The following is a 23,916-nucleotide window of genomic DNA, read 5'->3' as shown; positions in this document are numbered from 1 at the left end:
GCCGTGGAACTGCTGGTAGACACCTGGAAAGCTGCCCGCAGCATGTTCAAGGGTCTGGGCGTGACCATACGCGAGTTCTTTTCGCCTCCGGTGACCGTACAGTACCCTGACCAGCGCCCCCGCATTTCCCCGCTGTTCCGGGGCCATCCCGTGCTCCTCTCCGACGAGCAGGGGAAGCTCAAGTGCACGGCCTGCATGGCCTGCGCCCGCGCGTGTCCGGTAAATGCCATTTCCATCGAATCGGCCCGGGGTGAGGACCGCAAGATGTACCCCAAGGTCTGGAACCTGAACATGGGGCGGTGCCTGCAGTGCAACCTGTGCGTGGAGGCCTGCCCCTTCGATGCCCTGGGGATGGCCACCCGTTTCGAGGTGGCGGCGGACAGTCCGGAAGGTCTGGTGTACGACCTGCCCTCTTTGGCCGAACTGGGTCGCACTCACCCGTATTCCCGCGTCATGGTAGGCCAGAAGCTCGGTGAGCCGGCCGTGGCAGGCCAGGCGGCGAAGGGCGGTGAGGGGAATTGAACTGGGAGCTGGTGGCTTATTACGTCCTGGGCATCCTCATTCTGTCTTCTGCCTACCGGGTGATTACCACCCCGCGCATAGTCCACGCTGCCCTGTACCTGGCCCTGACTTTGACCGGGGTAGCGGGGATATTCCTCCTGCTGGGGGCCGACTTCCTGGCGGCCACCCAGGTGCTGATTTACGTGGGGGCAGTGACCACCCTGGTCGTGTTCGCCATCATGCTCTCGGCACCACCCGAGGTGCGGGGCGCAGGCGGTCGCGGGGAGCCGGGAGCCGGGAAGAGATGGGTGGGGGCGCTGGCTGCCCTGGCGGCTCTGGGATTTGCCGCCGTGATGCTCCGTGTTTACCGGGTGGCGGGATGGCAGGTTCAGGCGGCCGCACCCATGGGCCGCACCACCGCTCCGCTCGGCCGGCAGATTTTCACCACCTACGTCATCCCCTTCGAGGTGGCCTCCGTGGTGTTGCTGGCCGCCCTGGTGGGGGCCATTTACCTGTCCACCCGCGCGCCTGCCGCGGACAGCGCTAGCCAGCCGGCGACAGGGGCGGCGGGCAGGGGCGAGCGGGAGGTCGGCGGAGTCCAGGGTGCAGAGGAGAAAGGAGGAGCGAGCCGCGGTGGTACCCCTTGAGTTTTACCTGGGCCTGGGGGCTGCCCTGTTCGCCCTGGGGCTTTTCGGGGCCCTGGCCCGCCCCAACGCGGTGCGGATTCTCATGGGCATAGAACTCATGCTCAACGCGGCCAACATTAACCTGCTGGCATTCAACCGCTACCTGCACCCGCAGGATCTGGCGGGGCAGGTGCTGGCGGTGTTCGTCATCACGGTGGCAGCGGCGGAAGTGGCGGTGGGCCTGGCCATCATCTTCCTGCTGGCGCGGCGCCGTCACGGCATCGACGTGGACCGCATCACGCTTCTGCGGGGGTGAGAGGGTGCTGGGCTACGCCTTTATCATAGCGCTGATACCGCTTCTCTCCTTCCTCGTCATAGGGTTCTGCGGGCGCCGCTTCCGCGACGGCGGCTCTCTCCTGGGCATCCTCAGCGTGGGCCTCTGCTTCCTGCTGGCGGTGGCCGTGCTCTTATCCTTCGTGGGTGCCAGGGCCGGGACGGAAGGGGAAGTGGCCTTCGACTTCAGTTATCCCTGGACGCCGGTGGGGGAGGTGACCATCCCCCTCGGTTTCCAGGTAGATGCCCTCACTGCCCTCATGCTGGTCATGGTTTCCCTGGTCAGCCTGATGGTGCACATTTACTCGGTGGGTTACATGCACGGGGATACCCGCTACACCAGGTTTTACGCCGTGCTCTCCCTGTTCACCGCGGCCATGCTGGGCCTGGTGCTGGCGGACAACTTCCTGCTCCTGTTCATCTCGTGGGAGATCATGGGGCTGTGCTCTTACCTGCTCATCGGCCACTGGTACGAGAAGCCGGCCGCTTCCGCGGCGGCCATGAAGGCGTTCATGACCACGCGGGTGGGCGACGTGGGCCTGCTGCTGGGGATCATGACCCTTTTCTCCGCCACGGGCACCTTCTCGTTCCGCGAACTGGCTGAGGCCCTGGGGGCGGGGCACCTGGATCCCGGGCTGGTGACGGCGGCGGCGCTGCTGGTATTCATGGGGGCGGTGGGCAAGTCCGCCCAGGTGCCCCTGCACGTTTGGCTCCCCGATGCCATGGAGGGCCCCACTCCCGTGTCCGCGCTCATCCACGCTGCCACCATGGTGGCGGCGGGGGTGTATCTGGTGGCACGGTCCTACGTCCTCTTTGAACACGCTCCCCTGGCGCTGACCGTGGTGGCGTACGTGGGCACGGTCACTGCGTTCCTGGCCGCCACCATCGCCACCGTCACCACCGACATCAAGCGGGTGCTGGCCTACTCCACCATCAGCCAGCTCGGCTACATGATGATGGCCCTCGGCGTGGGGGCTCCCGCGGCAGCGGTGTTCCACCTGATCACCCACGCCTTCTTCAAGGCTCTGCTCTTCTTGGGGTCGGGCAGCATCATCCACGCCACCGAACGCCAGGAAATGCACCAGTTGGGGGGTCTGTACCGGCACATGCCGGTGACGGCGTGGACCTTCTTCGCCGGCACGGCCGCCCTGGCAGGCATCCCACCCTTTGCCGGTTTCTTCAGCAAGGACGAGATCCTGGTGGGCGCCTACCACTCCCACCTGCCCGGTGTGTTCTTGCTGGGAGTGGGTACGGCCTTCCTCACCGCCTATTACATGACGCGGGCCTGCCTGCTCACCTTCTTCGGCCAGCGGCGGTCGGAGTACCACGCCCACGAATCGCCTCCGGTGATGACCGGGCCGCTGGTGGTGCTGGCTACCCTGGCCACGGTGGCAGGGTTGGGGGGCAACTTCTTCGTGCGCCTTTCCGGGATGGAAGCCCACGAGCACGCCGCCCCGGGCGTGATGGCCCTGGCCCTGGGGGCCGGCCTGGCGGGCATCGCCGCTGGTGTGGCCATATACGGGTTGCGGCTGGTGGATCGGCGCCGGGCGATTTCTGCTCTGTGGCCGCTCTACCGCCTGTTCAAAGAAAAGTGGTACTTTGACCGCATCTACTACGTCACCCTGGTGAAGCCGGCCCTGGCCCTGTCCGGGCTGCTGGCCCGCTTTGACCTGGGGGTGATCGACGGGATGGTCAACGGGGTGGGATGGGGTTCCGTGCAGATCAGCCGGGCCTCTGCCACCTTCGACCTGGTGGTGGTGGACGGAGCCGTCAACGGGGTGGCCGCGGGAACGGTGGCGGCCGGGCGGGCCGTCCGCCGCACTCAGACCGGACTGGTGCGCTGGTACGTGCTGGTCTTCGTGCTCAGCCTGGTGGCCGGTCTCTTCACCTTTTACCTGATGGGAGGGTTCTAGAGCATGTTGCTCACGCTGGCCATATTCATCCCCCTGGCGGGTGCTGCGGTGGTGGCCCTTTGGCCGCGCCATGACGAAAGGGGATTCAAGGTGGCGGCCCTCATCACCACTGCCATACCCCTGGCCATCTCCATCTGGATGGCGACCACGTTCCAGCCGGGCGGCGGCATGCAGTTTGTGGAGAGGGCGGCCTGGGTGCCCAGCCTGGGAATCAACTACATCCTGGGTGTGGACGGCATAAGCTTCCCCATGGTCTTCCTGACTGCCCTGCTCACCTTCCTGGCCTGTCTGGCCTCCTGGCAGATTTCCCCCCGGCCGAAAGACTACTTCGCCCTCCTCCTTCTGCTGGAGACGGGCATGATGGGCGTGTTCTGCGCCCTTGATTACGTCCTGTTCTACGTGTTCTGGGAACTGGTGCTGGTCCCCATGTACTTTCTGATCGGGATCTGGGGCGGCCCCCGGCGCGAGTACGCGGCCATCAAGTTCTTCATATACACCTTGCTGGGCAGCGTGGTCATGCTGGTGGGCATCCTGGCCATGTACTTTGCGGGGGCGCAGGCCCTGGGGCGTCCCACCTTCGACATGCTGGCCCTGCAGAAGGTCCAGTTCCCCTTCCGGTTCCAGCTCTGGGTGTTCCTGGCCCTCTACTTCGGTTTTGCCGTCAAGGTGCCAGTATTCCCGTTCCACACGTGGTTGCCTGATGCCCACGTGGAGGCACCCACCGCCGTGTCCGTGTTGCTGGCCGGCATCCTGCTGAAGATGGGCACTTACGGCTTCATGCGGGTGAGTCTGCCCACCTTCCCCGACGCGGCCGCTTACTTCTCCTACGCCATCGCCGTCCTGGGTGTCATCAGCATGATCTACGGGGCCTTCGTGGCCATGTGGCAGGCCGACCTCAAGAAGCTGGTGGCCTACTCCTCCGTAAGCCACATGGGTTACGTCATGCTGGGGATTGCCTCCGGCACCCCCATGGCCCTGAGCGGGGCCGTCTTCCAGATGTTTTCCCACGGCATGATCACGGGGATGCTGTTCTTGCTGGTGGGGATGATATACGACCGTGCTCATACCCGGGAGATCGCCAAGCTGAGCGGCCTGTACGCCACTCTGCCCGCTTACGGCATCATCCTGGCCTTCGCCTCCTTCGCTTCCCTGGGATTGCCCGGGCTCTCCGGCTTCGTGGCGGAGTTGTTGGTGCTCCTGGGATCTTTCCCCGTCTACCGCACCCTGGTGATCATCGGTGCCGCCACCATCGTGATCACCGCCGGGTACATGCTGTGGATGATGCAGCGGGTGCTCATGGGCCGGTCCAGGCCGGAGCTGGAATCCTTGCCCGACGTGACTGGCCGGGAACTGGCCACGGTGATCCCCCTCATCGTGCTCATCGCGGTGCTGGGCGTCTACCCGCGCCTGCTTCTGGACTTCACCAATCCCGCCCTCATCCAACTGGCGGCCCGGGTAGGGGGGATGTAGGGTGGCCTGGGCTGCTCTGGCACCCGAACTGATCCTGGCCGCAGCCTCATTGCTGCTCCTCCTGGCTGTCAGCGCCGGCGGCCGGGCCGCCGGGGAGGTCCAGATCCGCTGGGGCGGGGCGACTGCGTTTATCTTTGGGGTGGCCCTGCTTGCCCTCGTCCCCGGCCTGGGGGTGCGGGCCGACCTCTGGTCAGGGATGCTTTCCCTGGATCCCTTCGCCGCCCTCTTCCGGGGTATGTTCCTGGCGGCCGGGCTGCTGGTTGCCCTGGTTTCGATGGATTTCCTCCGCCAGCGCGCTGGCGGCCGGGGCGAATACTGGCCCCTCCTGGTGTGGGGCGTCCTGGGCATGATGCTCATGGCCTCCTCCCGCGACCTGCTGATGATATACCTGGGCCTGGAACTGGTTTCCCTGTGCTCGTACGTCCTGGCCGGCTACCTGAAGGAAGATGCCCGTGCGGTGGAGGCAGCCATCAAGTACTTCCTCGCCGGCGCGGTGGCCTCGGCGGTACTGCTCTTCGGTATCTCCCTCCTGTACGGGGTCGCCGGCAGCACGTCGCTGGATGCCATCGCCCGCGCCATTTCCGGGGCCGGCGCGGCAGCAGCCGGGGGGGCCGGGGCGGCTGCCCTGGGATATGCTGCCCTGGTGTTCCTGGTGGCGGGATTCGGATTCAAGGTGGCGGCCGCGCCCCTGCACATGTGGGCGCCGGACGCCTACGAGGGGGCTCCCACCCCCATCACTGCCTTCTTTTCGGTGGGTCCCAAGGCTGCCGCCTTTGCCGCCCTGGTGCGGGTGTTCTTTACCGGCCTGGGCGACTTGCGGCAGGAATGGGCCTTCGCCTTTGCTGTACTGGCCGTCCTGAGCATGTTCGTGGGCAACCTTTCCGCTTTGCCCCAAAAGAACATCAAGCGCATGATGGCATATTCCGCCATCGCCCACGCCGGGTACATCCTGGTGGGTCTGGCGGTGGGTACTCCCATGGGGAGCCGGGCCGTGGCCTACTACCTGCTGGCCTACCTGTTTGCCAACCTGGGGGCGTTCGCGGTCATCGTGGCCGTTTCCGCCCGGGGAGAGGAGATAGCGGACTACACCGGCCTGGCCCGCCGCTGGCCGCTTTTGGCCTGGGGGATGGTGGTGTACTTCCTGTCCCTCATCGGCATCCCGCCCACCGCGGGCTTTTTCGGTAAGTTCTACCTGTTTTCCGCTGCCCTGGAGAAGGGGCAGGTGTGGCTGGCCCTGGTGATGGTGGTGAACAGCGTCATCTCGGTGGGGTACTACTACGGTGTGGTGCGCCAGATGTTCCTGGCGGGGGAGGCCCCCGGCGCGGCACCCGTGGGCGGTGGCACCGGGCCTGCGGGGCCGGCCTGCACCGTCCCGGTCACCGGTGATGCCGGGGTCATGGGCGGGGGGCCCGCTGCCGCCGGGCGGCCCTGCCCGGCGGTGAGTGCCGTGGTGGTGGCGACCGCCATCCTTACACTGATCATCGGCATCGGATTTGAGCGCTTTCTGGCCTGGGCAGCCGTCGCCACCGCTGTCCTGCCTTAGCCTGAGTCGCTCGAGGCTGATCGCTCTACGGGCGGCGGCGGGGGCGGGAGCCGAGCAGGGCGGATAACAGCACGGCCAGGGCCAGGAGGATGACGACGGTACCCGCCCCGGACACGAAGAAGGGGCTGAGCATCCAGGCCGGGAATTTCAGGCTCCCGGCTGCGGCGCCTGCCACGACCAGGCCCGCTACCAGGACGGCGGTGCCCAGGAACAGTATGGCTAGAGACAGGCGGGTGGCCATGCGTTCCAGGCGACGCACCATTTGCTCATCTTCGAGAGTGAACCGGATGCGCAGGGAGTCGCGGTCCAGCTTGGATATCACCCGGTCCAGGCGGCGGGGGAGGCGCCGGAATACCGACCACCAGGCGCCCAGGTCGCGGCGGGCGCGGCGGAAGGCTACCCGGGGCGAGGTGCGCTGACGCAGGATCTCGCGGGCGGTGGGGCGGGCGATGTCCAGGATGCTGATCTGGGGATCGAGGTTGGTCACCACCGCTTCCAGGGTGCCCAGGCTCTTTCCCAGCAGGGCGAAGGCGGGGGGTATCCGCACCCGGAAGTGACGGGCCAGGTCAAGGGCATCCCTTATTGCCGCGACGGGGTTGACCCGTCCCAGGGAGCAGGTCACGTACTTTTCCACCAGGCTGTCCACCCGCGCGGCGAATTCCTGCTCGTCGAGTTCTGTCGCTGTCCCCAGATCGAGGACCACCTGCACCATGGTGCCCACGTCGCCCCGGACCAGAGCCAGAACTCCCTCCTGCAGCAGGTCCTGCTGGTGTGGGGTGAAGTGCCCCACCTGGCCGAAGTCCATGAAGAAGATCACTTCCCCGGGGAGCACGGCCAGGTTGCCCGGATGGGGGTCGGCGTGAAAAAGCCCGTGTTGGAAGATCTGGCGCATCATGGCCCTTACCAGCTTGCGGGCCACTTCTTCCGGCCGGTAACCGGCACTGCGGAGGGCCTCTACGTCCGAGATCTTGATCCCGTTTTCGTACTCAAGGGTGAGCACCCGGCGGGACGTCAGTTCCGAAACTACGGCGGGGATGCGCACGTCCGGGTCGCGGGCGAAGTTCTCGCCGAAGTGCCGGCAGTGTTCCGCTTCCACCCGGTAGTCCAGTTCCGCCCGGATGGTGCGGGCGAACTCCCGCATAAGGTCGCGGAGCCCGTATTCCTTGCCCCAGGTGGTGCGGGCCTCGATGATACCGGCCACTTCCTCCAGGATGGCCAGGTCCGCTTCTACCTGCTCTTCGATTTTCCACCGCTGCACCTTCACCGCCACCGCCCGCCCGTCGGGGGTGTGGGCCAGGTGCACCTGTCCGATGGAGGCGGCGGCCAGGGGCTCGGGGTCGAAGGAGGCGAAAAGGGCCTCCAGGGGTTCCCCCAGCTCCTGCTCGATCACCTCCCTGGCCCGTGAGAAGGGCATGGGCGGAGCCCGGTCCTGCAGGCCCTCCAGGTCCTGGATGATGTCCGCGGGCAGCAGGTCACGCCGGGTGCTCAGGGCCTGACCGAGCTTAATGAAGGTGGGGCCAAGTTCTTCCAGGGCGGCCCGCAGGCGATATCCGCGTGTGGCCGGGCGACGATGGGCGCGGGGGACCAGGTTGGCCAGCCCAGCCTGAACAAGGAGAAATCCCAGGCCATGACGCAGCATGACCCGGGAGATCTCGCGTAGCCTGGCCAGTTGTGCCCGCCGGGAGGCCACCCGGATCAGCTTTCCCCCCGGGCTGCCTTTTCCAGGGCGCTGATCCTGGCCTCCAGGCGCTCGATGTCGGCCCGTGTGACCAGGAGGGTTCCCAGTCGATCCAGGTTGGACCGGGTGGCCAGGCGCAGGCGCCGGCCGCGCTCGGCCAGGAGGTTCAGGCGGCGCCCGATCTCCTGGCGGCGCCGGGTCCCCTGGCCTGCCAGCTGGGTGCTGAGCCGGCGGGCGGCATCCAGGGCGTAGTCGGCGGCGCCCAGGGCCAGGTCGGCCGCCTTCAGGGCGGCTTCCGTGATCCTGTCCGCCACCCCGGTCCTGCTGGCACCTGTGCCCTCGGCGGCCGGTGTGTCGGTCCTGCCGGTGGCCGGGCCCTCGGTTGCTCCGGCTCCACCTGGCTTTTCCTCTGCCATCACGTTTCCCCTCCGTGGGCGACGGCTATCCGCTGCTCCTCATGTTCCCCGGTGCAGGCGGGGCAGGCGTCCGGTGCGGGGGGTGCGGGTCGGGTGCGGGCAAACTCCTGCAAGCGTTGCTGGATCAGGGCTGCCCTCTCGCCCCAGCGGCGGGAGAGGTCGTCCAGGTGGGAGGCGATGGGGTCCTGCAGTACGGTTTCCGCGCCCGGGTGGGTGGGATGGGCCCCCGACTCGGCCACGATCTCCCGCAGGGCCCGGGGGTTGTCGATGATGGGACAGGGCAGCAGGTAGTTGGAGTTGAAGGGCTGCCGCTTCTGGTAGGCGCGGAAGAGGGGGTTGGCCAGTACCTCACGCAAGCTCTTGTTCTTGATGTTGTCCACGGAGAAGTGGGCGAAGGCACAGGGTTCCACGTCTCCGGAAGCGGTGATGTGGAAATAGCGCCGCCCGCCCGCAATGCATCCCAGGGTGAGGTAGCCGTCGTTCCAGAAATCGGCCATCAGGTACGGTTTAGTGGTGCGGATCTCCCGCACCCTCCACACCAAGTATTCCCGCTGTTCGGGGCTGACCATCAGGTTGACGTCGGGGTCCCGTCCAATGGGGACGTAGTGGAAGCTCCAGCCGAAGAAGGCACCCTTGTTTATGAGCCAGTCGATGAAGGCGTCGGAGGTAATCTCCTCCACGTTATGCCGGGTAATGGTCACCGAGGTCCCGAATATCAGTTTCCTCTCCTTCAGCCGGTCCATGGCCGCGGAGATCTTGTCGAACACCCCGGCTCCGCGCCGGGCGTCCGTGCTCTGGCGGAAACCTTCCAGGCTGAAGCAGGGGACGAAATTGGCCACTTCCAGGATGCGGTCTGCCACCCGGTCGTCGATGAGGGTGCCGTTGGTGAACGCCATGAAAGCCACGTCCTGGTGCTTGGCGAAGAGATCAAAAAGACGCTTGTAAACGAGGGGTTCGCCCCCGGACATCACGATCCAGTAGATTCCCAATTCCTTGGCCTCGGTCACGATGCGGTCGAGGAGCTCGAAGTCCATGGTGTGGTGCTGGGCATACTCCCCTGCCCAGCAACCCGTGCAGCGCAGGTTGCACGCCTCGGTGGGGTCCACCAGGATGAAGTTGGGGATGCCGTGCCCCAATCTGCCCGCCAGGGCGTACTGGGTGGGCACACCTAAGAGGATGTTGTTTACGAACCAGTTGAAGACGATCCCCCGGTGCTGGTTGGGATGGACCTCCAGGGCCAACCGGCGTACGAACTGCATCATGGCCGGGTTCCGCCGCAGGGTCTCCGCTATTTCCGCTATCTGCCGGCGATGGGCTTCCATTATCGCCAGCCGGGTGCCCCACGACAGGATGGTGTCGACCGCCCGGTCAGGGTCTCGCCGCAAATACCCAACCAGCCACTCCATGGCCCGGCGGGCTGCGTACCGCTTGGCGCGAGTGGACAAATTCGCCCGGGCCGGTGTACTCATGACCGTTCGCCTCCTCGTTACTCCTGGTAATAAGCCACTCCCAGGACCCCCGGGCCCGCATAGGTGCCCATGACGGGGGTGAGCCCCGAGATGATCAGCTCGTCAGGCTGGAAGCGGTTTTTCACCTCCTCTGCCAGGCTACCTGCCTCGTCGGGCGAGTTGGCGTGGATGACGCCGGCGTGTAGTGGTCTGCCCGGCCTGATTTCCTCCTGCAGGCGTCCCAGGATGAACTCCAGTGCTTTAGCCCGGGTACGCAGACGGGCTACCGGTGCTACCTCTCCCCCGTCCAGGGTGATCACGGGTTTGATCTGGAGCATGGCCCCCGCCCAAGCCGCTGCCCGTCCGATGCGCCCGCCCCGGCGCAGGTACTCCAGGGTGTCCAGGGTGGCGTAGAGGCGCGATTTGCCCGCCACCTCGCGGGCCACTCGGGCCGCCTCCGGAAGGCTGGCCCCCTCGTTTGCAGCCCGGGCCGCCGCCGAGGCGGCGAACACCTGTGGCACCGAGGCGGTCAGGGAATCCACTACCTCCACCGGGACCCGAGTGAACTCCCGTGCTGCCTGCAGCGCCGACTGGTATGTACCGCTCAGCTTGTGACTCAGGGTGACCACCAGGATGCCTGCGGTGTCCTCCTGTTCGGCCAGGCGCCTGAATGCCTCGAGGAATTCTGCCACCGACGGCTGGGATGTCTTGGGTAGTTCCCGTGCCGCCGGCAGGCGGCGATAGAACTCCTCCGCCGTCATGTCGACGCCATCGCGGAAGGCTTCGTCTCCGAAGTGCACAGTGAGAGGGATGACTGTCACCCCGTGGGCGGCCGCCAGTTCGTCCGGGAAACAAGAGCAACTGTCGGTTACCACCTTAACTTTCCCCACCGATCTCCCCCCTTAGCCCTCCGGGCATCCCCAAAAGACCCAATTTTGTCTGGGGCCATCATATATCCCCTGGAAGCCGGTGTCAAGGTGGGGGATTTTCGGAGTTGCGCACGCGTGCCCCACCCGGAGGACTGCACGCGGGTGATGACGGTGGATTTGCGTCGGCGGTATAATTGCCGCAGACGGGGGGCGAGGGTATGAAGATTTGGGAGCATACGGTGCGGCGACCCGTGGCCACCACCATGCTGGTGCTGGCGGTGGTCTTGCTTGGGGTTGTCGCCCTTACGAACCTGAGGCTGGAACTTCTGCCCCGGTTGAACGCGCCCGTGGTGGCGGCCATCACCTCCTACCCGGGGGCCTCTGCCCGCGAGGTGGCTTCCCTGGTCACGGAGCCCATCGAGGCGGCAGCGGCCACTACCCCGGGGGTTACGCATTGCCGGTCGATTTCGCAGGAAGGCGTGTCGGTGGTCATCCTGGAGTTCGCCTGGGGTACGGACATGGCCGAAGCGCGGGCCAGCGTGGCGGAGCGGGTGGATCAGGTGAACCTGCCCGAAGGTGCCCGGCGGCCGGTTCTGGTCAAGTTCGACCCTACCCTCTTGCCGGTGATGTCGTTGACAGTAGCGACGGAAGGCGACCTGGGGGAGGCCACCACTTTTGCCCGCCAGGTGCTCAAGCCGCGCCTGGAGAGCATCGAGGGCGTGGCAGCCGTGGACATATTCGGAAGCAGCGAGCCGGAAATCCAGGTGGAGCTTGACCCGGCGGCCCTGGATCGCTATGGACTCACCCAGGATCAGGTGGCAAATGTGATCAGGGCTTCTAACCTGGATTGGCCCTTGGGATCGGTGCGCCAGGACGGGCGGGAGCTGGGGGTGAGGCTGTCCGGGCGCCTGGAGAGCCTGGACGACCTTCGTGATCTGGTGGTGGGATACTACCCGGCCACCCCTGCTCCCCGCAGCGCTGCCCCCCGGCCCCCGCTACTGCCTGTCAGGCTGCGTGACGTGGCCACGGTGGAACGGGGGTTTGCCCCGTCCAGCTCCGTGTCCCGGACGGGCGGGAATCCCAGCGTGGAGCTTTCCATCCAGAAGGAGGGAGATGCCAACACCGTCCAGGTAGCCCGCCGGTTGCGGAACGAACTGGACGCGATCAGGGAGGACTACCCCCAGGCGCGGATATTCGTGGCCATGGACCAGGCCCGTATCATCGAGATGTTTCTCAGCACTCTGCGCGACAACCTGCTCATCGGGGGCGTCCTGGCGGTGGTGGTCCTGTTCCTGTTCCTTCGGCACCTGGCCAGCACCTTTGCGATTGCGGTGGCTATACCCTTTTCCGTGGTGGCCACTTTCGTGCTGTTGCACTTTTCCGGCCTCACCCTCAACATCATGACCCTGGGGGGCCTGGCCCTGGGGGTGGGGATGCTGGTCGATAACGCCATCGTGGTCATCGAGAGCGTTTTCCGCCACCTGGAGCAGGGCGAGGACCCGCGGCACGCCGCCATTACGGGGACGTCCGAGGTGGCCATGGCCATCACCGCCTCCACCCTCACCACCCTGGCTGTCTTCCTGCCCGTCGTGTTCGTGGGAGGGATCACGGGCCACCTGTTCCGGGAGCTGGCGCTCACGGTGAGCTTCGCCCTTGCCGCCAGCCTGGTGGTGGCGGTGACGCTGGTGCCGGCCATGGCTGCCTACCTCTTCCGTCCCCGGCGGGGCCGGCGCGGTGCCACCCGCAGGGAAGGCGCATATGCTCGCACCCTGCGCTGGTGCCTCGGACACCGGGCCGTGGTGGTGCTTGTCGTGCTTCTTTGCCTGGGCGGTGCTGCCCACCTGGCTCCCCGCATCGGCACGGAATTCCTGCCCGTCACGGACGAGGGGGCCTTCAGTATCGACATCGCCATGCCGGCGGGAACGGGCCTGGAAGCCACCAGCGCCAAGGCAAGGGAAATCGAGCGCATCCTGGACGGGTTCCCGGAAGTGGAGCTGTATACCACCACGGTTGGTACCGGCGAGGGATTCGGGGTGGTGGCCCGAGGTGTCACGGGTGGGACTTCGGTGGCGCAGATCCTGGTGAACCTGGTACCGGAAGAGGAGCGGGAAGCCACCACCGCCGAGGTCATGGATCGGGTGAGAGAACGCGTGGAGCAGGTCAAGGGCGCCGCCAACGTCACCTTCAACATGCAGTCCTTCGCCAGTAACGCCAGCGGCATGGCCTGGAACTCCATACAGGTCTACGTGAAGAGCCTGGATCCTGACCAGCTCCCGGCTGCGGCGGACCGGGTGATGGCTGCCCTCCGAGACGTGGAAGGATTCCGTAACCCTGAGTGCAACCTCCAGGAGGCAAAGCCCGAACTGGACGTTTCCGTGAACCGGGAAAAGGCCTTGTCCCGCGGATTTACCCCCGCCCAGGTGGCTGCCGCTGTGAGCAACGCCATCAAGGGACAGGTGGTCACCAGGGTGGAACTGGGTGCTGAGTCCCTGCCCGTGCGGCTCCGCCAGGATTTCGGACGCTTCCCCACCCCCGAGGATGTGGAATCCCTGCGCATTCTGGCGCCTACCGGCCAGGCGGTAAGGCTTGCGGACGTGGCCAGTCTGTCGGAAGCACGGGGGCCGGTGAGCGTGACGCGGGATGGACAGCGGCCTTCTGCCCTCATCACCGCCCTGGTGGAGGGACGCGACCTGGGCAGCGTGACCGCCGATGTGCGGAAGGTCCTGGGCCGGCTCGACCTCCCCCCAGGGGTCACGGTGGAAATCGGCGGTGCTTCCGCCATGATGGAGGAGGGGTTCAGCGGGCTGAATCTGGCCCTGGCCCTCTCTGTAGCCCTGGTTTACATGGTCATGGCCGCCCAGTTCGAATCGGTGCTTCATCCCCTGATCATCATGTTTACCATTCCCCTCGCCTTCGTGGGGGTGGTGGTCATCCTGTACGCCACCGGGACTTCGCTGGGCATCACTGCCTACATCGGTGGCATCGTCCTCGCTGGCATCGTGGTCAACAACGGCATCGTCATGGTGGACTACATTAACCAGCTCCGGCGCAGCGGACTGGGAGCCCGGGATGCCATCGTACAGGGGGCGAACGTGCGGCTGCGCCCGGTGCTCATGACTGCCCTGACCACCCTGCTCGGGCTGCTTCCCCTCGCCCTGGCCTGGGGCGAGGGTGGTGAACTGAACGCTCCTCTGGCCCGGGCGGTGGTGGGCGGACTGACGACCTCCACCGCACTCACCCTGCTGGTGATCCCGGTCGCGTACAGCCTGCTCGCGGGGTCCTTGCGCCGCGTACCCGCCGTGGACGTTGCCACTGCCCCCTCTCCTGCCGGGGAGATGGCCGCCGCCCCTGCGCCTGCCGCCGGGGGGATCGCCGCCGGCCCCGCGCCTGCCGCCGGGGGGGTGGCTGCCGGCCCCGCGCCTGGGGCGGTTGCGGCGCCAGCTGCAGCGCCGGTTGGCCCGGACCCGTCTGCTTCTTCCACAGCGGCAGGTTTGACCCCGGTGCCAGGCGAGGCACACGCGACATCCGGCCCCGGGCAAGTGGCGTTGCGTACGGGCGAGCAGTTGACGATGGAGGAATTCTCTCAGCTCCTCGAAATATTGGGAAAGCTATTCCTGCTGGTGGCGAAAAGGGGGAACTGCACCGAGAAGCGCGGAGTCTAAACGGATAGACACGCCGTGGGGTGGGGACGCCGAGGTGCGGAGCGCGCGGTATGGTTTGGTGGCGCTGCTGGTGTGCCTGATGCTCCTGGCAGGGCCGATGTGGCGGCTACAGGCCCAGGCGGGCTACGGGCGTTTGCTTTATTTCGCCTTCCCCCGGGAGCAACCTGCCTGGCTGTTGCCGGTCAGAGTGGTCCTGGTGGAGGGCGCCAGCTCGCAGCGGGATGTGCTGGAGGCTCTCTGCCGGGGGCCGCAGCCCGGCAACGGCGTGGTGGATGCTGTCTTGCCCCGGGGCACCCGGGTGGAGCGCCTCAGCGTGGCGGGAGGCACTGCCACCGTGGATCTGCAGCTGGGGAAGCCCGAGCCACAGGGAAATCGTGTCACCCTGGCGGCGCAGGCCATCGTCCACAGCCTTTCCCAGTTCCCCCAGATAGCGAAGGTTGTGGTGCGAGTGGGGGGACAGCCCTGGCCCCGCGCCGGCTCGCGCGACAGGGATACTTCCGGGCTACACCCCGACCCCCATTTGATATTTGCAGGCTTTCCCGACCTGGAGGGTGAGCCGCGGGACGGCGCCATTTTGGCCCTGGCCCTGCGGGGGGTGTTCACCGGTTATCCGGACGGCAGTTTTCGGTCCTCGCTGGCGGTGAGCCGGGCAGAGGCGGTTAAGTCTCTGGTCGAGGCCCTTCCTGGACGCGGTCTGCCCGTCGGGATGGCGGTAGCCCCGTCGGAGTCGGATTGGTTCTCTGACGTCCCCCGGGGGCACTGGGTGCTTCCCTACCTGCGGGAGGCGGTTAGGAAGGGGATCGTGCCGCAGCCCGGCCCTGAGGAAGAATTCTCTCCGGATGCCCCCCTGGACGGAGCCACCCTGGTCCGCTGGCTCTACCGGGTGGCCGGCCCGGTGGCCGGCGGGATGACCGGGTCACAGGGGTGTGCGGAACCTGGCGGGGATGCGGCCGGGGCTTCCCAGGAGGAGGCAGAGGCGTGGCTGGTTTCCCAGGGCATCCTTGATCGTGCCCTGCATTCTTGGGCCGGCCGGGAGGCGATCTCCCGGGGGGATTGGGCCCTTATGCTGGCACGTATGTTGCGCCTGGGTGGTCCCGACCTGTACCTGGTCAGTCCCGTCTCCCAGGAGAGCCTGGAAGGCGAGGTGCTGGTGACCGGTGCGGCCCGGTGGCCGGACGGGCAGGTTGTCGTAGCCTTGCTGGATTCCCGCGGCCGGGAACTGGCAGCCCGGGTTGCCCTGGTATCTTCCGGGAAAGCCGGCACCGGATGGGGCTGGTTTGCCGAGTGGTTGCATTTCCCGCGTCCACTGACCTCCAGTGCGGGAATCGTTCAGGTGAGCCATCTGCCTCCTAGGCACGAAAATGCGGCAGGAGTGGTCGTGCGCATCCCCGTATTCATCCGTTAGAGAGGAGGCATTCCTGATGGGAGGCTGGTGCGGACGGCTGCTCCGGGTGGACCTGACCCGGGGGCGGGTACATACTGAACCCCTGGACGAGAAGCTGCTGCGCAAATTCATGGGAGGGCGGGGCCTGGCCACCTATCTCCTCCGGCAAGAGGTGCCGCCCAAAGCGGACCCTCTGGGGCCTGAGAACAGGCTGGTTTTCGCCCCCGGTGTGCTCACCGGGGTGCCGGCTCCGGGGTGCGGACGAAACGGTGTGGCTGCCCTCAGTCCCCTTACCGGGCGTCTGGGGAGTGCGGAGGCAGGCGGATTCTGGGGAGCGGAACTGAAGCGGGCTGGCTTCGATGCCCTGGTGGTGCAGGGACGCTCCCCCGTCCCGGTGTACCTGTGGATTCACGAGGGCGGGGCGGAGATAAGGGATGCCCGCCACCTGTGGGGTCTTGAGACGGCGGAGGTGGATTCCCGCCTGCGGGAGGAACTGGGTCCCCGCATCCGGGTTTGCCAGTGCGGACCGGCAGGGGAGAAGCTGGTCAGATTCGCATGCGTGGTGAATGACCTCACCCATTTTGCCGGACGCACGGGCCTGGGGGCGGTGATGGGGGCCAAGAGGCTGCGGGCCGTGGCAGTGCGCGGCGACACGCCCGTGCCCGTGGCCGACGAGGGGGTCTTCCGCCGGCTGGTGCGGGAGATGGGTACGACCTGGAGGGAAAGCGCCCGCGGACTGCACGAGCACGGCACGGCGGGGGGGACGGCCGCCCTTTCTGCCCAGGGCGGGCTACCTACCCGCAACTTTCGCGAAGGGTCCTTCCCGGGCGCGGAGAAAATCGATGGCCGCACCATGACCGCCACCCTGCTGGTGGGCCGGGAAAGTTGTTTTGCCTGCCCCATCCGGTGTAAGCGGGTGGTGAAGGCTGCCTCCCCGTATTCCATCGACCCACGTTACGGAGGGCCCGAGTACGAGACGGTGGCCGCCCTGGGGTCCTGCTGCGGGGTTGACGATCTGGCTGCCGTGTGCAAGGCCAACGAGATATGTGCGGCCCAGGGCCTCGATACTATCTCCACCGGGGTGGCGGTGGCGTTTGCCATGGAGTGCGTCGAACGGGGCGTGCTTGACGCCTGGCAGGGACAGAGCCTGCCCGGGTTCGGCGATGCAGAGGGGATGGTCGATCTGGTGCGGCAGCTTGCCACCCGCAACGGGGTCGGCGACCTGCTGGCGGAGGGGACCCTGAGGGCGGCCCGCTTCCTCGGGCAGGGGTCCGAATCCTGGGCCGTACAGGTCAAGGGGCAGGAGGTCCCGATGCACGAACCTCGCCTGAAGCACGCCCTGGGCCTGGGGTATGCGGTTTCCCCTACGGGAGCTGACCACTGCCACAACCTGCACGACACTGCCTGGGTCAGGGAAGAGTCGTCGTCCGTGAAGGAAGCCGGCGTATTGGGGGTGACCGGGCCCCTTCCCCTGCACGACCTCGGGCCCGACAAGGTGCGCCTCTTCACCTATGTGACCAACTGGCGGCATTTTCAGGATTCCGCCGTGGTGTGCTACTTCGTCCCCTGGACGTACAACCAGTTGGTGGAACTGGTGCGGGCCGTGACCGGCTGGAACACCTCCTTGTTCGAACTGGAGAAGGTGGGCGAGCGGGTGGCCACCCTCGCCCGTCTCTTCAACCTGGGCCACGGCTGGAGCCGGGATGAGGATGTGCTCCACCCCCGCTTCTACGAGCCCTTCGTCGGCGGCCCCCTGGACGGAGTGCGCGTACCGCAGGACGAATTGCTCTGGGCGCAGCGGCTGTATTACGGCATGATGGGATGGCACCCGGAGACCGGCATCCCCACCGAAGCCAAACTGGCCGAACTGGGCCTCTCCTAGCGGCGTGGCTGCAGGCCGGGTGGCAGGTATGCGGCGTGGGCGGCCAGGAGGCGATCGAGGAGTTGCCGGGCTACCTGGGCGGAGGGGACCAGGGGGTGGGAAGCGAGGGCGAGGTAGGCGAGGGGGCGGGATCCCTTGACTGCGGCTTCTATGGCCAGTAATTCGCACTCCTTGACCGTGCGTACCAGTCCGGCTGTGCCCGGCGGCAGGCCCCCTTCCACCGCCGGGGTGATCTGGTCGCGGTCCACGTGGCAGGTCAGTTCGGCCACCGCATCGGGGGGGAGGTCGGACATCCTTCCTTCATGCGGTACGGAGACCACGTGCTCCCCCGGCCGTATCCCGGCCAGAGACAGCATCAGTTCCACTGCGGCGAGGGCATAGAAAGCGCCTCCCCGCCTGTCCAGCTCGGGAGGGCGTTGGCGGACGGCGGGATTCCTGTATATCTCCAGGAGGTGCCTTTCCAGGTCGATGACCTCCTCTGCCCGGGTGCGAGCGGACGCCTTCATCTCGGCCAGCACACGGTCAGGGTGGCAATAGTAACGCAGATAGGGGTTGGGTATGGCTCTCCAGGCGGTGATCAGGTCGGAGTCCACCCTGGTGTGTTCTGCCACCTGTTCCAGGTAGCGGGACAGAATGATCGGCATGAGGTCCCGGCCGTGGCCGTCCCGGACCCCCACGAACCACCCCAGGTGATTCAGGCCCCGGTAGTCCACGTGCAGCCTTCCTGCATCTACTCCTGGCTGGTCGACCTGCAGGCTTTCCCCGTCTCTGCCTTCAGGGGGCGCCTGCTGGCCTGTCGCATCCACGCCTGCGGTGCCGGCCAGGGCCTTCGTCATGGTGATGGGGACGTTGCACAGGCCCACCGCCCGTACGTCGGCGTGGCGGTACAGGGCCTCGGTGATCAGCCCGGAGGGATTGGTGAAGTTGATGAGCCATGCCGCGGGACAGAGCCGCTCCACCTGGCGGGCGATGTTCAGGATCACCGGGACGGTACGCAGGGCACAGGAGATCCCGCCCGCTCCCACCGTCTCCTGCCCGATGCAGCCGAGTTCCAGCGGGAGGCGCTCGTCCAGCATCCGGGCTGTCATCCCCCCGACCCGCACCTGCACGATTACGAAGTCTGCACCTGACAGGGCTTCCTCGAGGGTGCTGACAAGACGGAGGGCATTTCCCAGGCCGGCGTCCTCAAGCATGCGCCCCGCCAGTCCTCCCACCGCCTCCAACCGTGCATAATCGGGGTCCATGAGGGCAAGCTCGCGCAGGGGGAAGGCGTCCCTGGCTTCCACCAGTCCTGATACCAGTTCGGGAGTGTATGTGCTCCCCCCGCCTACCACCGCCACCTTGAGGCCTCGCTCCGCCCTCGGCCCATCCAGGGTGCGGGCCTCCGCGCTGCCGTTCGTCCCCGGCAGCGGCTGGGGGCCATCTGCAGTCCCGTTTGCGCCGGCGCGGGACCGTGTGCGGCTCGCCCAGGTGGACTGCAGCGTCCGGGAGAGGGAGTCGTCAACCTGTACTCCGGCCAGTTCCAGCGCCGCTATCACCGCACCCAGCGCGGGTTCCGTCTGCAGGACGTGGATCTCCGCCTGGGGACAGGCGCTAGTGATCATACCGGTCATAATGGGGACCAGCAACCGGCCCGGTTCGCCCTGCAGCAGTGCCCCGGCCAGGACTACCGGCACGCTGGGGAGGGTGTGGAGTCTTGCCCGCTCGATGGCAACCTTTGTGGCCAGGGCCATCTCCTCGGCCGTGCGGTGCAGGATCTCGTGCGCCACCGGATCGCCTGCGGCGGCGGCCCGGAAGGCCAGGGGAGCCAGTTCCCCCGGGTGCAAGGAGCGGGTTGCTGCCCCGTACATCATGGGTGCCAGGTCGGAGGGGTCGTCCAGGTCAATTTGCTGCCTGAGGAGATCGAGCAGGGCGGTGGCCGGGCCCCGCCCGTCGTATGCCCGGGTGGCTGCCCGGATCACTTCGGCGCCGATCTGGCCTGCCCCCGCGAAGTCGCCGAAGATGTAACCCAGTCCCCCCACCTGCAGGCGGGTCCCGCCGGGGTGGAATGCCAGGCAGTTGAATCCGGTCCCGCATGCCACCACCACGCCCAGGCGGCGCCGGGTGGCGGCAACGAGGGCGATGGTGGCATCGTTCTCCACTTCCCAGCGCGGGGCAGGGTTGATGGGTTCCAGGAAAGAATGGATATAGGCAAAGTCGGCTGGCCGGTCCGCCCCTGCTATGCCGTAGTAGGCGGCGACTACGTGGGAAGGCCCCGCACCGGCCATGGCCAAGGCCCGGCGGATGGCCCGGCTTATCTCGCGGGGTGCCCGGGTCCCGGTTACCTGAAAGTTCCCGCATCCTGCCCGGCCCCAGCCCCTGACCTGGCCGGCCAGGTCAGCCACCACCGCCAGGGTCTTGGTAGCCCCCGCGTCGACGCCCAGCACCAGTCGCATCGGCGCCACCTCCATTTCCCCCGCGGCAGGCGCTCACGTGCGGACCCGGGGGCGATATGCATGCTTGGGACTTCGCCCCTCTGACACCGCAGTCCTGCTCCGGGTGCCGATTTTGCCTGTGGTGCGCCTGGGCTCCGGCGGCTCCCATTCCGCATCGGAAAGGAGGTCTGCCCATGGTGGCAGGAAAGGTCGAACTGGAAGTGGGTACCTGGCTGTTTCCCCTGCCCGTGGTAGTGGTTTCGGTGGGGGACATGCAGAATCCCAACCTGGTGACGCTGGCCCTGGTGGGGACCCTGTGTTCACGGCCTCCCATGGTGGGCATTTCTGTGCGCACCGATCGCCATTCCTACCGCATCCTGGCCGACCGGGGGGAGTTCACCGTCAACATCCCCCGGGCAGACCAGCTTCACCTGGCTGACTTCTGCGGTACCAGGTCCGGGCGCGACGTGAACAAGTTTTCCGCCCTCGGGCTTACTCCGGTGGCCGGTTCCCGGGTGGCGGCCCCCCTGGTGGCAGAATTCCCCGTGAACCTCGAGTGCCGGGTGGAGCAACGGGTTCCCTTGGGGAGTCACGAACTATTCGTGGGGCGGGTGCTGGCCGTCCGCGCCGATCCGGACGTAGTGGTAGAGGGGCTCATTGATCCGGCCCGGGTGGCTCCCCCGGTCTACGCCCTGGAAGGGTATTACGCCCTCGGCCCCCTGCTCGGCGAATACGGATTCACCCGGCGGCCGCGGTCTTCCGGATGAAACTTCCTCCCCACCTTTTGCCCGGCCAGTTTATCGAACGTACTTCGCGGTTTTCCGCCCGGGTCAGCGCAGGCCATGGGATCATACCGGTGCACGTCCCCAACAGCGGACGGCTGCTCGAATTGCTCGTCTCCGGTGCCCGGGTCTGGCTGGCTCCACCGGGCTGGCTGCATGCAGCGGCAGGCATTGGGCGCCGGGCGGTAGCGGGCTCCGTTCGGGCTGAGGCGTGGCCGCCTGCAGGTGCTTGGCAGGATACCCCGCCTGAAAGTGGAGGTAGGCGAACTGCGGCGGACCTCCTCCTGGTTGAGTCCAGGGGAGGACTGGTTTGCGTGGACGCCCGCCTGCCTCCCCTGCTGGTGGCGGAGGCGCTGGGCGCGTCCGGGTGGGGGAGGCTGGTCAGGGAACCCACCTGGGGCCGGGGACGGTTCGACCTGGCGGTGGGCGGCTGGATGATCGAGTGCAAGTCGGTGACGCTGGTGCGGCACGGCGTGGCCTTATTCCCGGATGCACCGACTGTACGGGGCAGGCGTCACCTGGAGGGACTGGCCCGGTTGGCACCGGCGGCGGCAGTGGTATTTGTGGTTCAGCGCGCCGATGCATGCTGCTTTGCCCCCAACCGCGATACAGATCCCGCCTTTGCTGCTGCCCTGGTCGATGCTGCTGGTCGCGGCGTCCTGGTCCTGGCGGGAAAATGCCGCGTCTCCCGGAAGGAAATCGTGCTGGCCGAGCCCCTCCCGGTTTGCCTGTCCGCGGTGCCGCCTGCCGGCTGACCGCGTCGGCACCGGCATCGGCCGGTTCCCCGGTATCCGGCGCCTGCCATGCAGTCAGCTAGCTGACCGTATTCCTGCGTTCCGGACTGTCAGCCGGCTGACGGTGTGCGGCAGTTGGGCGCCATACCCGGGGACATAACCTGGGGGACCGGTTTTATGTAAAGCATACAGGGGTGTAGTGTCACCTGGGTGACGGTGTTTTGCCGGACAACACAGTTACCGGGCTGACGGTCTGGACGGTGTGGGAGGAAAGGGCAGCGCCTGTGTTAAATTATGGGAGGCAAGGAGGGGTGTGCCAGGTGCACAACTGGGTGTATGTGCCAGTTGGTTTGGTGAGGGATCCGGCGTTGCCACCCGAGGCCAAGGTTACTTACCTGGTGCTGGCCAGTTTCTGCTCTCGGGCAAACAGGCGGTGTTCACCTACGCGCGAAGAACTCATGAAGATGGTCGGCGTCCGTAGCCCGACCAGCATGCGCAGTTACCTGCGGATGTTGGCGGAGCGGGGCTGGTTGGAGTTCGAATATGTGCGGCGCACGAGGCGAACGGTGTTCATCCTGCACGACGTCGAGCTGGATCGCATCCGCCGGGATCTGGACCTTATTCGGAGGCGGCTCGACCGCGCGGAGTTCAAGGGAGAGGCCATCATGAAGGAATGGCTCACTCTGACCGTTGATTCGGATGATTACACCGACAACGCCCGCCCCGGTTTCCTGGTCAACCCCCTAACAGGCGAAAGGATGGAATATGATAGATGGTACACCTGTGGCGTGGCCTTCGAATTCAACGGCCCGCAGCACTCCGGCCCGACCGAAGCGTACCCGGATACTGACAAGGCCAGGCAAACGATGGCACGGGACCTCATGAAGAGGGGTCTTAGCGAGCAGCACGAGGTCAAACTGGTGACCATCCGCCCGGAGGATCTGAGTTATACTGGCATCAGGCGGAAAGGAGAGGGATTATTGCCCCTCCGGGACATCCCCGAGGATGATCCCCGGGTGGTATTCCTGAACGAGGTCAGTGCCCTGTACCTCCGCAAGTCCGTAAAGCACGGCTGAGTTGGCAGCCGGGGGATGGAAGCATGGAGTTCATTGGCAGGCCGGTGGGCGTGGAATGGGTTCAGGAGCCGGGGTGGAAGCGGCCGATCAGCTTTACCTGGGCGGGCCGGCAGTACCGGGTGAAGGCAGTGGTGGCCCGGTGGGACGATTACGGTTTTGGTGTGGCGGCTCCGACTCGGAAGAAGTGGTATCAGAGGAGGCACCGCACCTGCTACGAGGTGGAGACCGAGGACGGGGAGCGTTTTCGGCTGTATCTGGATCGCGGGGCCGGGCGCAGGCAGTGGGTGCTGCTGGGGAGAGTGTGCCTGAGGGAACGCGGGAAACGCCAGGACGAACCCGAGCGAGCCTGACCCCTCACGGTGCAGCGAGGTGCCGCTGGTTGCGCTTCGCTGGCCGAGCATGTCCCTGGCGGGGGCTTGCCAGCCCCAAATATGGTGGTATAATGTGTGTGCCGGGTCAACATATGGGTGAAACTTTAGTGCGGTAGTATGGCTCGCCAGGCCGGATACCGCCGCGCGTCCCTGCGTCACGCAACCAGATTTGCTGCCCTGAGGTGTTTACCGTGAAGTGTCCGTACTGCGGGTTTCCCGAGAGCAGGGTTCTGGACTCTCGCCCCACCGAGGACGGGACCGTCATCCGGAGGCGGCGGGAGTGTGAGGATTGCCACCGCCGCTTCACGACTTACGAGAAGGTGGACGAGCCCCCCCTGGTGGTGGTCAAGAAGGATGGACGCCGGGAACGCTTCGACTCCGGCAAAATCCTGGCCGGTTTGCTGAAGGCGTGTGAGAAGCGCCCGGTGCCTTCGGAGCGCCTGCATGCGGTGGTCCAGGATATCGAGAAGGAATTACGCTCCCGGGGGGAGCGGGAGGTGGAGTCAAGGGTCATCGGCGAGATGGTGATGGAGCACCTGCGGGAGCTGGACGAGGTGGCCTATGTGCGTTTTGCCTCCGTGTACCGGCAGTTTGCCGACCTTAGGCGGTTTGCCGAGGAGGTGCAGCGCCTGCTGCGGGAGCGCGAGTGCGGACAGGAAGCGCCCGGTCTTGGGGGCAGCGGGAGCCACGGCAGCGGGGTCCACGGCAGCGGCGGCGGGAGTGGGGGCGGCGGCAGCGGGGCCAGCGCGCACGGCGGGGGGCCCGGCAGTGGCGATTGCGGGCGTGGCGCGGGCGGGGGGTAGGGTGCGGAAGA

At 66.6% G+C, this 23,916-nt stretch carries 19 protein-coding genes and 1 pseudogene; 15 read left to right on the top strand and 5 right to left on the bottom strand.

All coding sequences use genetic code 11. The features are described from left to right. Window positions 1-3 precede the first annotated feature (3 nt). From AB1446_12965 to AB1446_12940, 6 genes are read left to right on the top strand one after another with little or no spacing between them, the layout of a single operon-like run. A complete protein-coding gene (locus AB1446_12965; protein ID MEW6547795.1) occupies window positions 4-522 on the top strand; it encodes an NADH-quinone oxidoreductase subunit I in 519 nt (172 codons plus the stop codon). Further along, complete coding sequence (locus AB1446_12960) at window positions 519-1,148, top strand: NADH-quinone oxidoreductase subunit J (GenBank protein MEW6547794.1); 630 nt, start codon at window positions 519-521, stop codon at window positions 1,146-1,148. The genes AB1446_12965 and AB1446_12960 overlap by 4 nt, the downstream gene beginning before the upstream one ends. Next, on the top strand, window positions 1,135-1,443 hold the full coding sequence (gene nuoK, locus AB1446_12955; GenBank protein MEW6547793.1) for an NADH-quinone oxidoreductase subunit NuoK: 309 nt from the start codon (window positions 1,135-1,137) through the stop codon (window positions 1,441-1,443). Before AB1446_12960 ends, nuoK begins: the two co-directional genes overlap by 14 nt. A 4-nt stretch (window positions 1,444-1,447) precedes the next feature. Beyond that, window positions 1,448-3,373: an NADH-quinone oxidoreductase subunit L gene (gene nuoL, locus AB1446_12950; GenBank protein ID MEW6547792.1), complete on the top strand. Its 1,926-nt coding sequence runs from the start codon at window positions 1,448-1,450 to the stop codon at window positions 3,371-3,373. A 3-nt stretch (window positions 3,374-3,376) separates the two neighbouring features. Continuing rightward, window positions 3,377-4,843, top strand: coding sequence for an NADH-quinone oxidoreductase subunit M (locus AB1446_12945; protein ID MEW6547791.1), 1,467 nt, complete (start codon window positions 3,377-3,379; stop codon window positions 4,841-4,843). 1 nt (window position 4,844) lies between these two features. After that, window positions 4,845-6,386, top strand: a complete 1,542-nt coding sequence (locus AB1446_12940; GenBank protein MEW6547790.1) for an NADH-quinone oxidoreductase subunit N — start codon at window positions 4,845-4,847, stop codon at window positions 6,384-6,386. A 25-nt stretch (window positions 6,387-6,411) separates the two neighbouring features. Here AB1446_12940 and AB1446_12935 read toward each other — a convergent pair whose 3' ends face one another. From AB1446_12935 to AB1446_12920, 4 genes are read right to left on the bottom strand one after another with little or no spacing between them, the layout of a single operon-like run. After that, on the bottom strand, window positions 6,412-8,076 hold the full coding sequence (locus AB1446_12935) for an AarF/ABC1/UbiB kinase family protein (protein MEW6547789.1): 1,665 nt from the start codon (window positions 8,074-8,076) through the stop codon (window positions 6,412-6,414). A gap of 5 nt (window positions 8,077-8,081) precedes the next feature. Beyond that, a complete protein-coding gene (locus AB1446_12930; protein MEW6547788.1) occupies window positions 8,082-8,480 on the bottom strand; it encodes a hypothetical protein in 399 nt (132 codons plus the stop codon). Further along, on the bottom strand, window positions 8,480-9,949 hold the full coding sequence (locus tag AB1446_12925) for a radical SAM protein (GenBank protein ID MEW6547787.1): 1,470 nt from the start codon (window positions 9,947-9,949) through the stop codon (window positions 8,480-8,482). Before AB1446_12925 ends, AB1446_12930 begins: the two co-directional genes overlap by 1 nt. 17 nt (window positions 9,950-9,966) lie before the next feature. Beyond that, window positions 9,967-10,818 carry a DegV family protein gene (locus AB1446_12920; GenBank protein MEW6547786.1) on the bottom strand — a complete coding sequence of 284 codons (852 nt, stop codon included), beginning with the start codon at window positions 10,816-10,818 and terminating at the stop codon, window positions 9,967-9,969. Between the two features lie 197 nt (window positions 10,819-11,015). Here AB1446_12920 and AB1446_12915 point away from each other — a divergent pair, with 197 nt between their 5' ends. From AB1446_12915 to AB1446_12905, 3 genes are read left to right on the top strand one after another with little or no spacing between them, the layout of a single operon-like run. Then, window positions 11,016-14,459 carry an efflux RND transporter permease subunit gene (locus tag AB1446_12915; GenBank protein MEW6547785.1) on the top strand — a complete coding sequence of 1,148 codons (3,444 nt, stop codon included), beginning with the start codon at window positions 11,016-11,018 and terminating at the stop codon, window positions 14,457-14,459. Window positions 14,460-14,493: 34 nt separating this feature from the next. Beyond that, window positions 14,494-15,864 carry a GerMN domain-containing protein gene (locus tag AB1446_12910; protein ID MEW6547784.1) on the top strand — a complete coding sequence of 457 codons (1,371 nt, stop codon included), beginning with the start codon at window positions 14,494-14,496 and terminating at the stop codon, window positions 15,862-15,864. 16 nt (window positions 15,865-15,880) lie between these two features. Beyond that, entirely contained in the window at window positions 15,881-17,725 is a 1,845-nt protein-coding gene (locus AB1446_12905) for an aldehyde ferredoxin oxidoreductase family protein (GenBank protein ID MEW6547783.1), read from the top strand. Here AB1446_12905 and AB1446_12900 read toward each other — a convergent pair. After that, entirely contained in the window at window positions 17,722-20,160 is a 2,439-nt protein-coding gene (locus AB1446_12900) for a BadF/BadG/BcrA/BcrD ATPase family protein (GenBank protein MEW6547782.1), read from the bottom strand. The genes AB1446_12905 and AB1446_12900 overlap by 4 nt on opposite strands. Window positions 20,161-20,336: 176 nt before the next feature. On the opposite strand from AB1446_12900, the gene AB1446_12895 reads away from it, so the two are divergent. From AB1446_12895 to nrdR, 6 genes and pseudogenes are all read left to right on the top strand, one after another. Then, window positions 20,337-20,906: a flavin reductase family protein gene (locus AB1446_12895; GenBank protein MEW6547781.1), complete on the top strand. Its 570-nt coding sequence runs from the start codon at window positions 20,337-20,339 to the stop codon at window positions 20,904-20,906. Further along, window positions 20,903-21,052 (top strand): annotated as a pseudogene (locus AB1446_12890) (hypothetical protein). Before AB1446_12895 ends, AB1446_12890 begins: the two are co-directional and overlap by 4 nt. A 183-nt stretch (window positions 21,053-21,235) precedes the next feature. After that, window positions 21,236-21,676 carry a DNA/RNA nuclease SfsA gene (locus AB1446_12885; GenBank protein ID MEW6547780.1) on the top strand — a complete coding sequence of 147 codons (441 nt, stop codon included), beginning with the start codon at window positions 21,236-21,238 and terminating at the stop codon, window positions 21,674-21,676. A 299-nt stretch (window positions 21,677-21,975) separates the two neighbouring features. Continuing rightward, window positions 21,976-22,731, top strand: a complete 756-nt coding sequence (locus AB1446_12880; GenBank protein ID MEW6547779.1) for an ArsR family transcriptional regulator — start codon at window positions 21,976-21,978, stop codon at window positions 22,729-22,731. Between the two features lie 23 nt (window positions 22,732-22,754). Beyond that, window positions 22,755-23,081: a DUF6504 family protein gene (locus AB1446_12875; protein ID MEW6547778.1), complete on the top strand. Its 327-nt coding sequence runs from the start codon at window positions 22,755-22,757 to the stop codon at window positions 23,079-23,081. A gap of 212 nt (window positions 23,082-23,293) precedes the next feature. Continuing rightward, on the top strand, window positions 23,294-23,905 hold the full coding sequence (gene nrdR / locus AB1446_12870) for a transcriptional regulator NrdR (protein ID MEW6547777.1): 612 nt from the start codon (window positions 23,294-23,296) through the stop codon (window positions 23,903-23,905). Window positions 23,906-23,916 lie beyond the last annotated feature (11 nt).

This window comes from Bacillota bacterium (genome assembly GCA_040757085.1).
Classification (GTDB): domain Bacteria; phylum Bacillota; class Sulfobacillia; order JACIYH01; family JACIYH01; genus JACIYH01.
The sequence above is the reverse complement of the archived record's forward strand: the minus strand, read 5'-3'. Positions and strand labels throughout refer to the sequence as shown.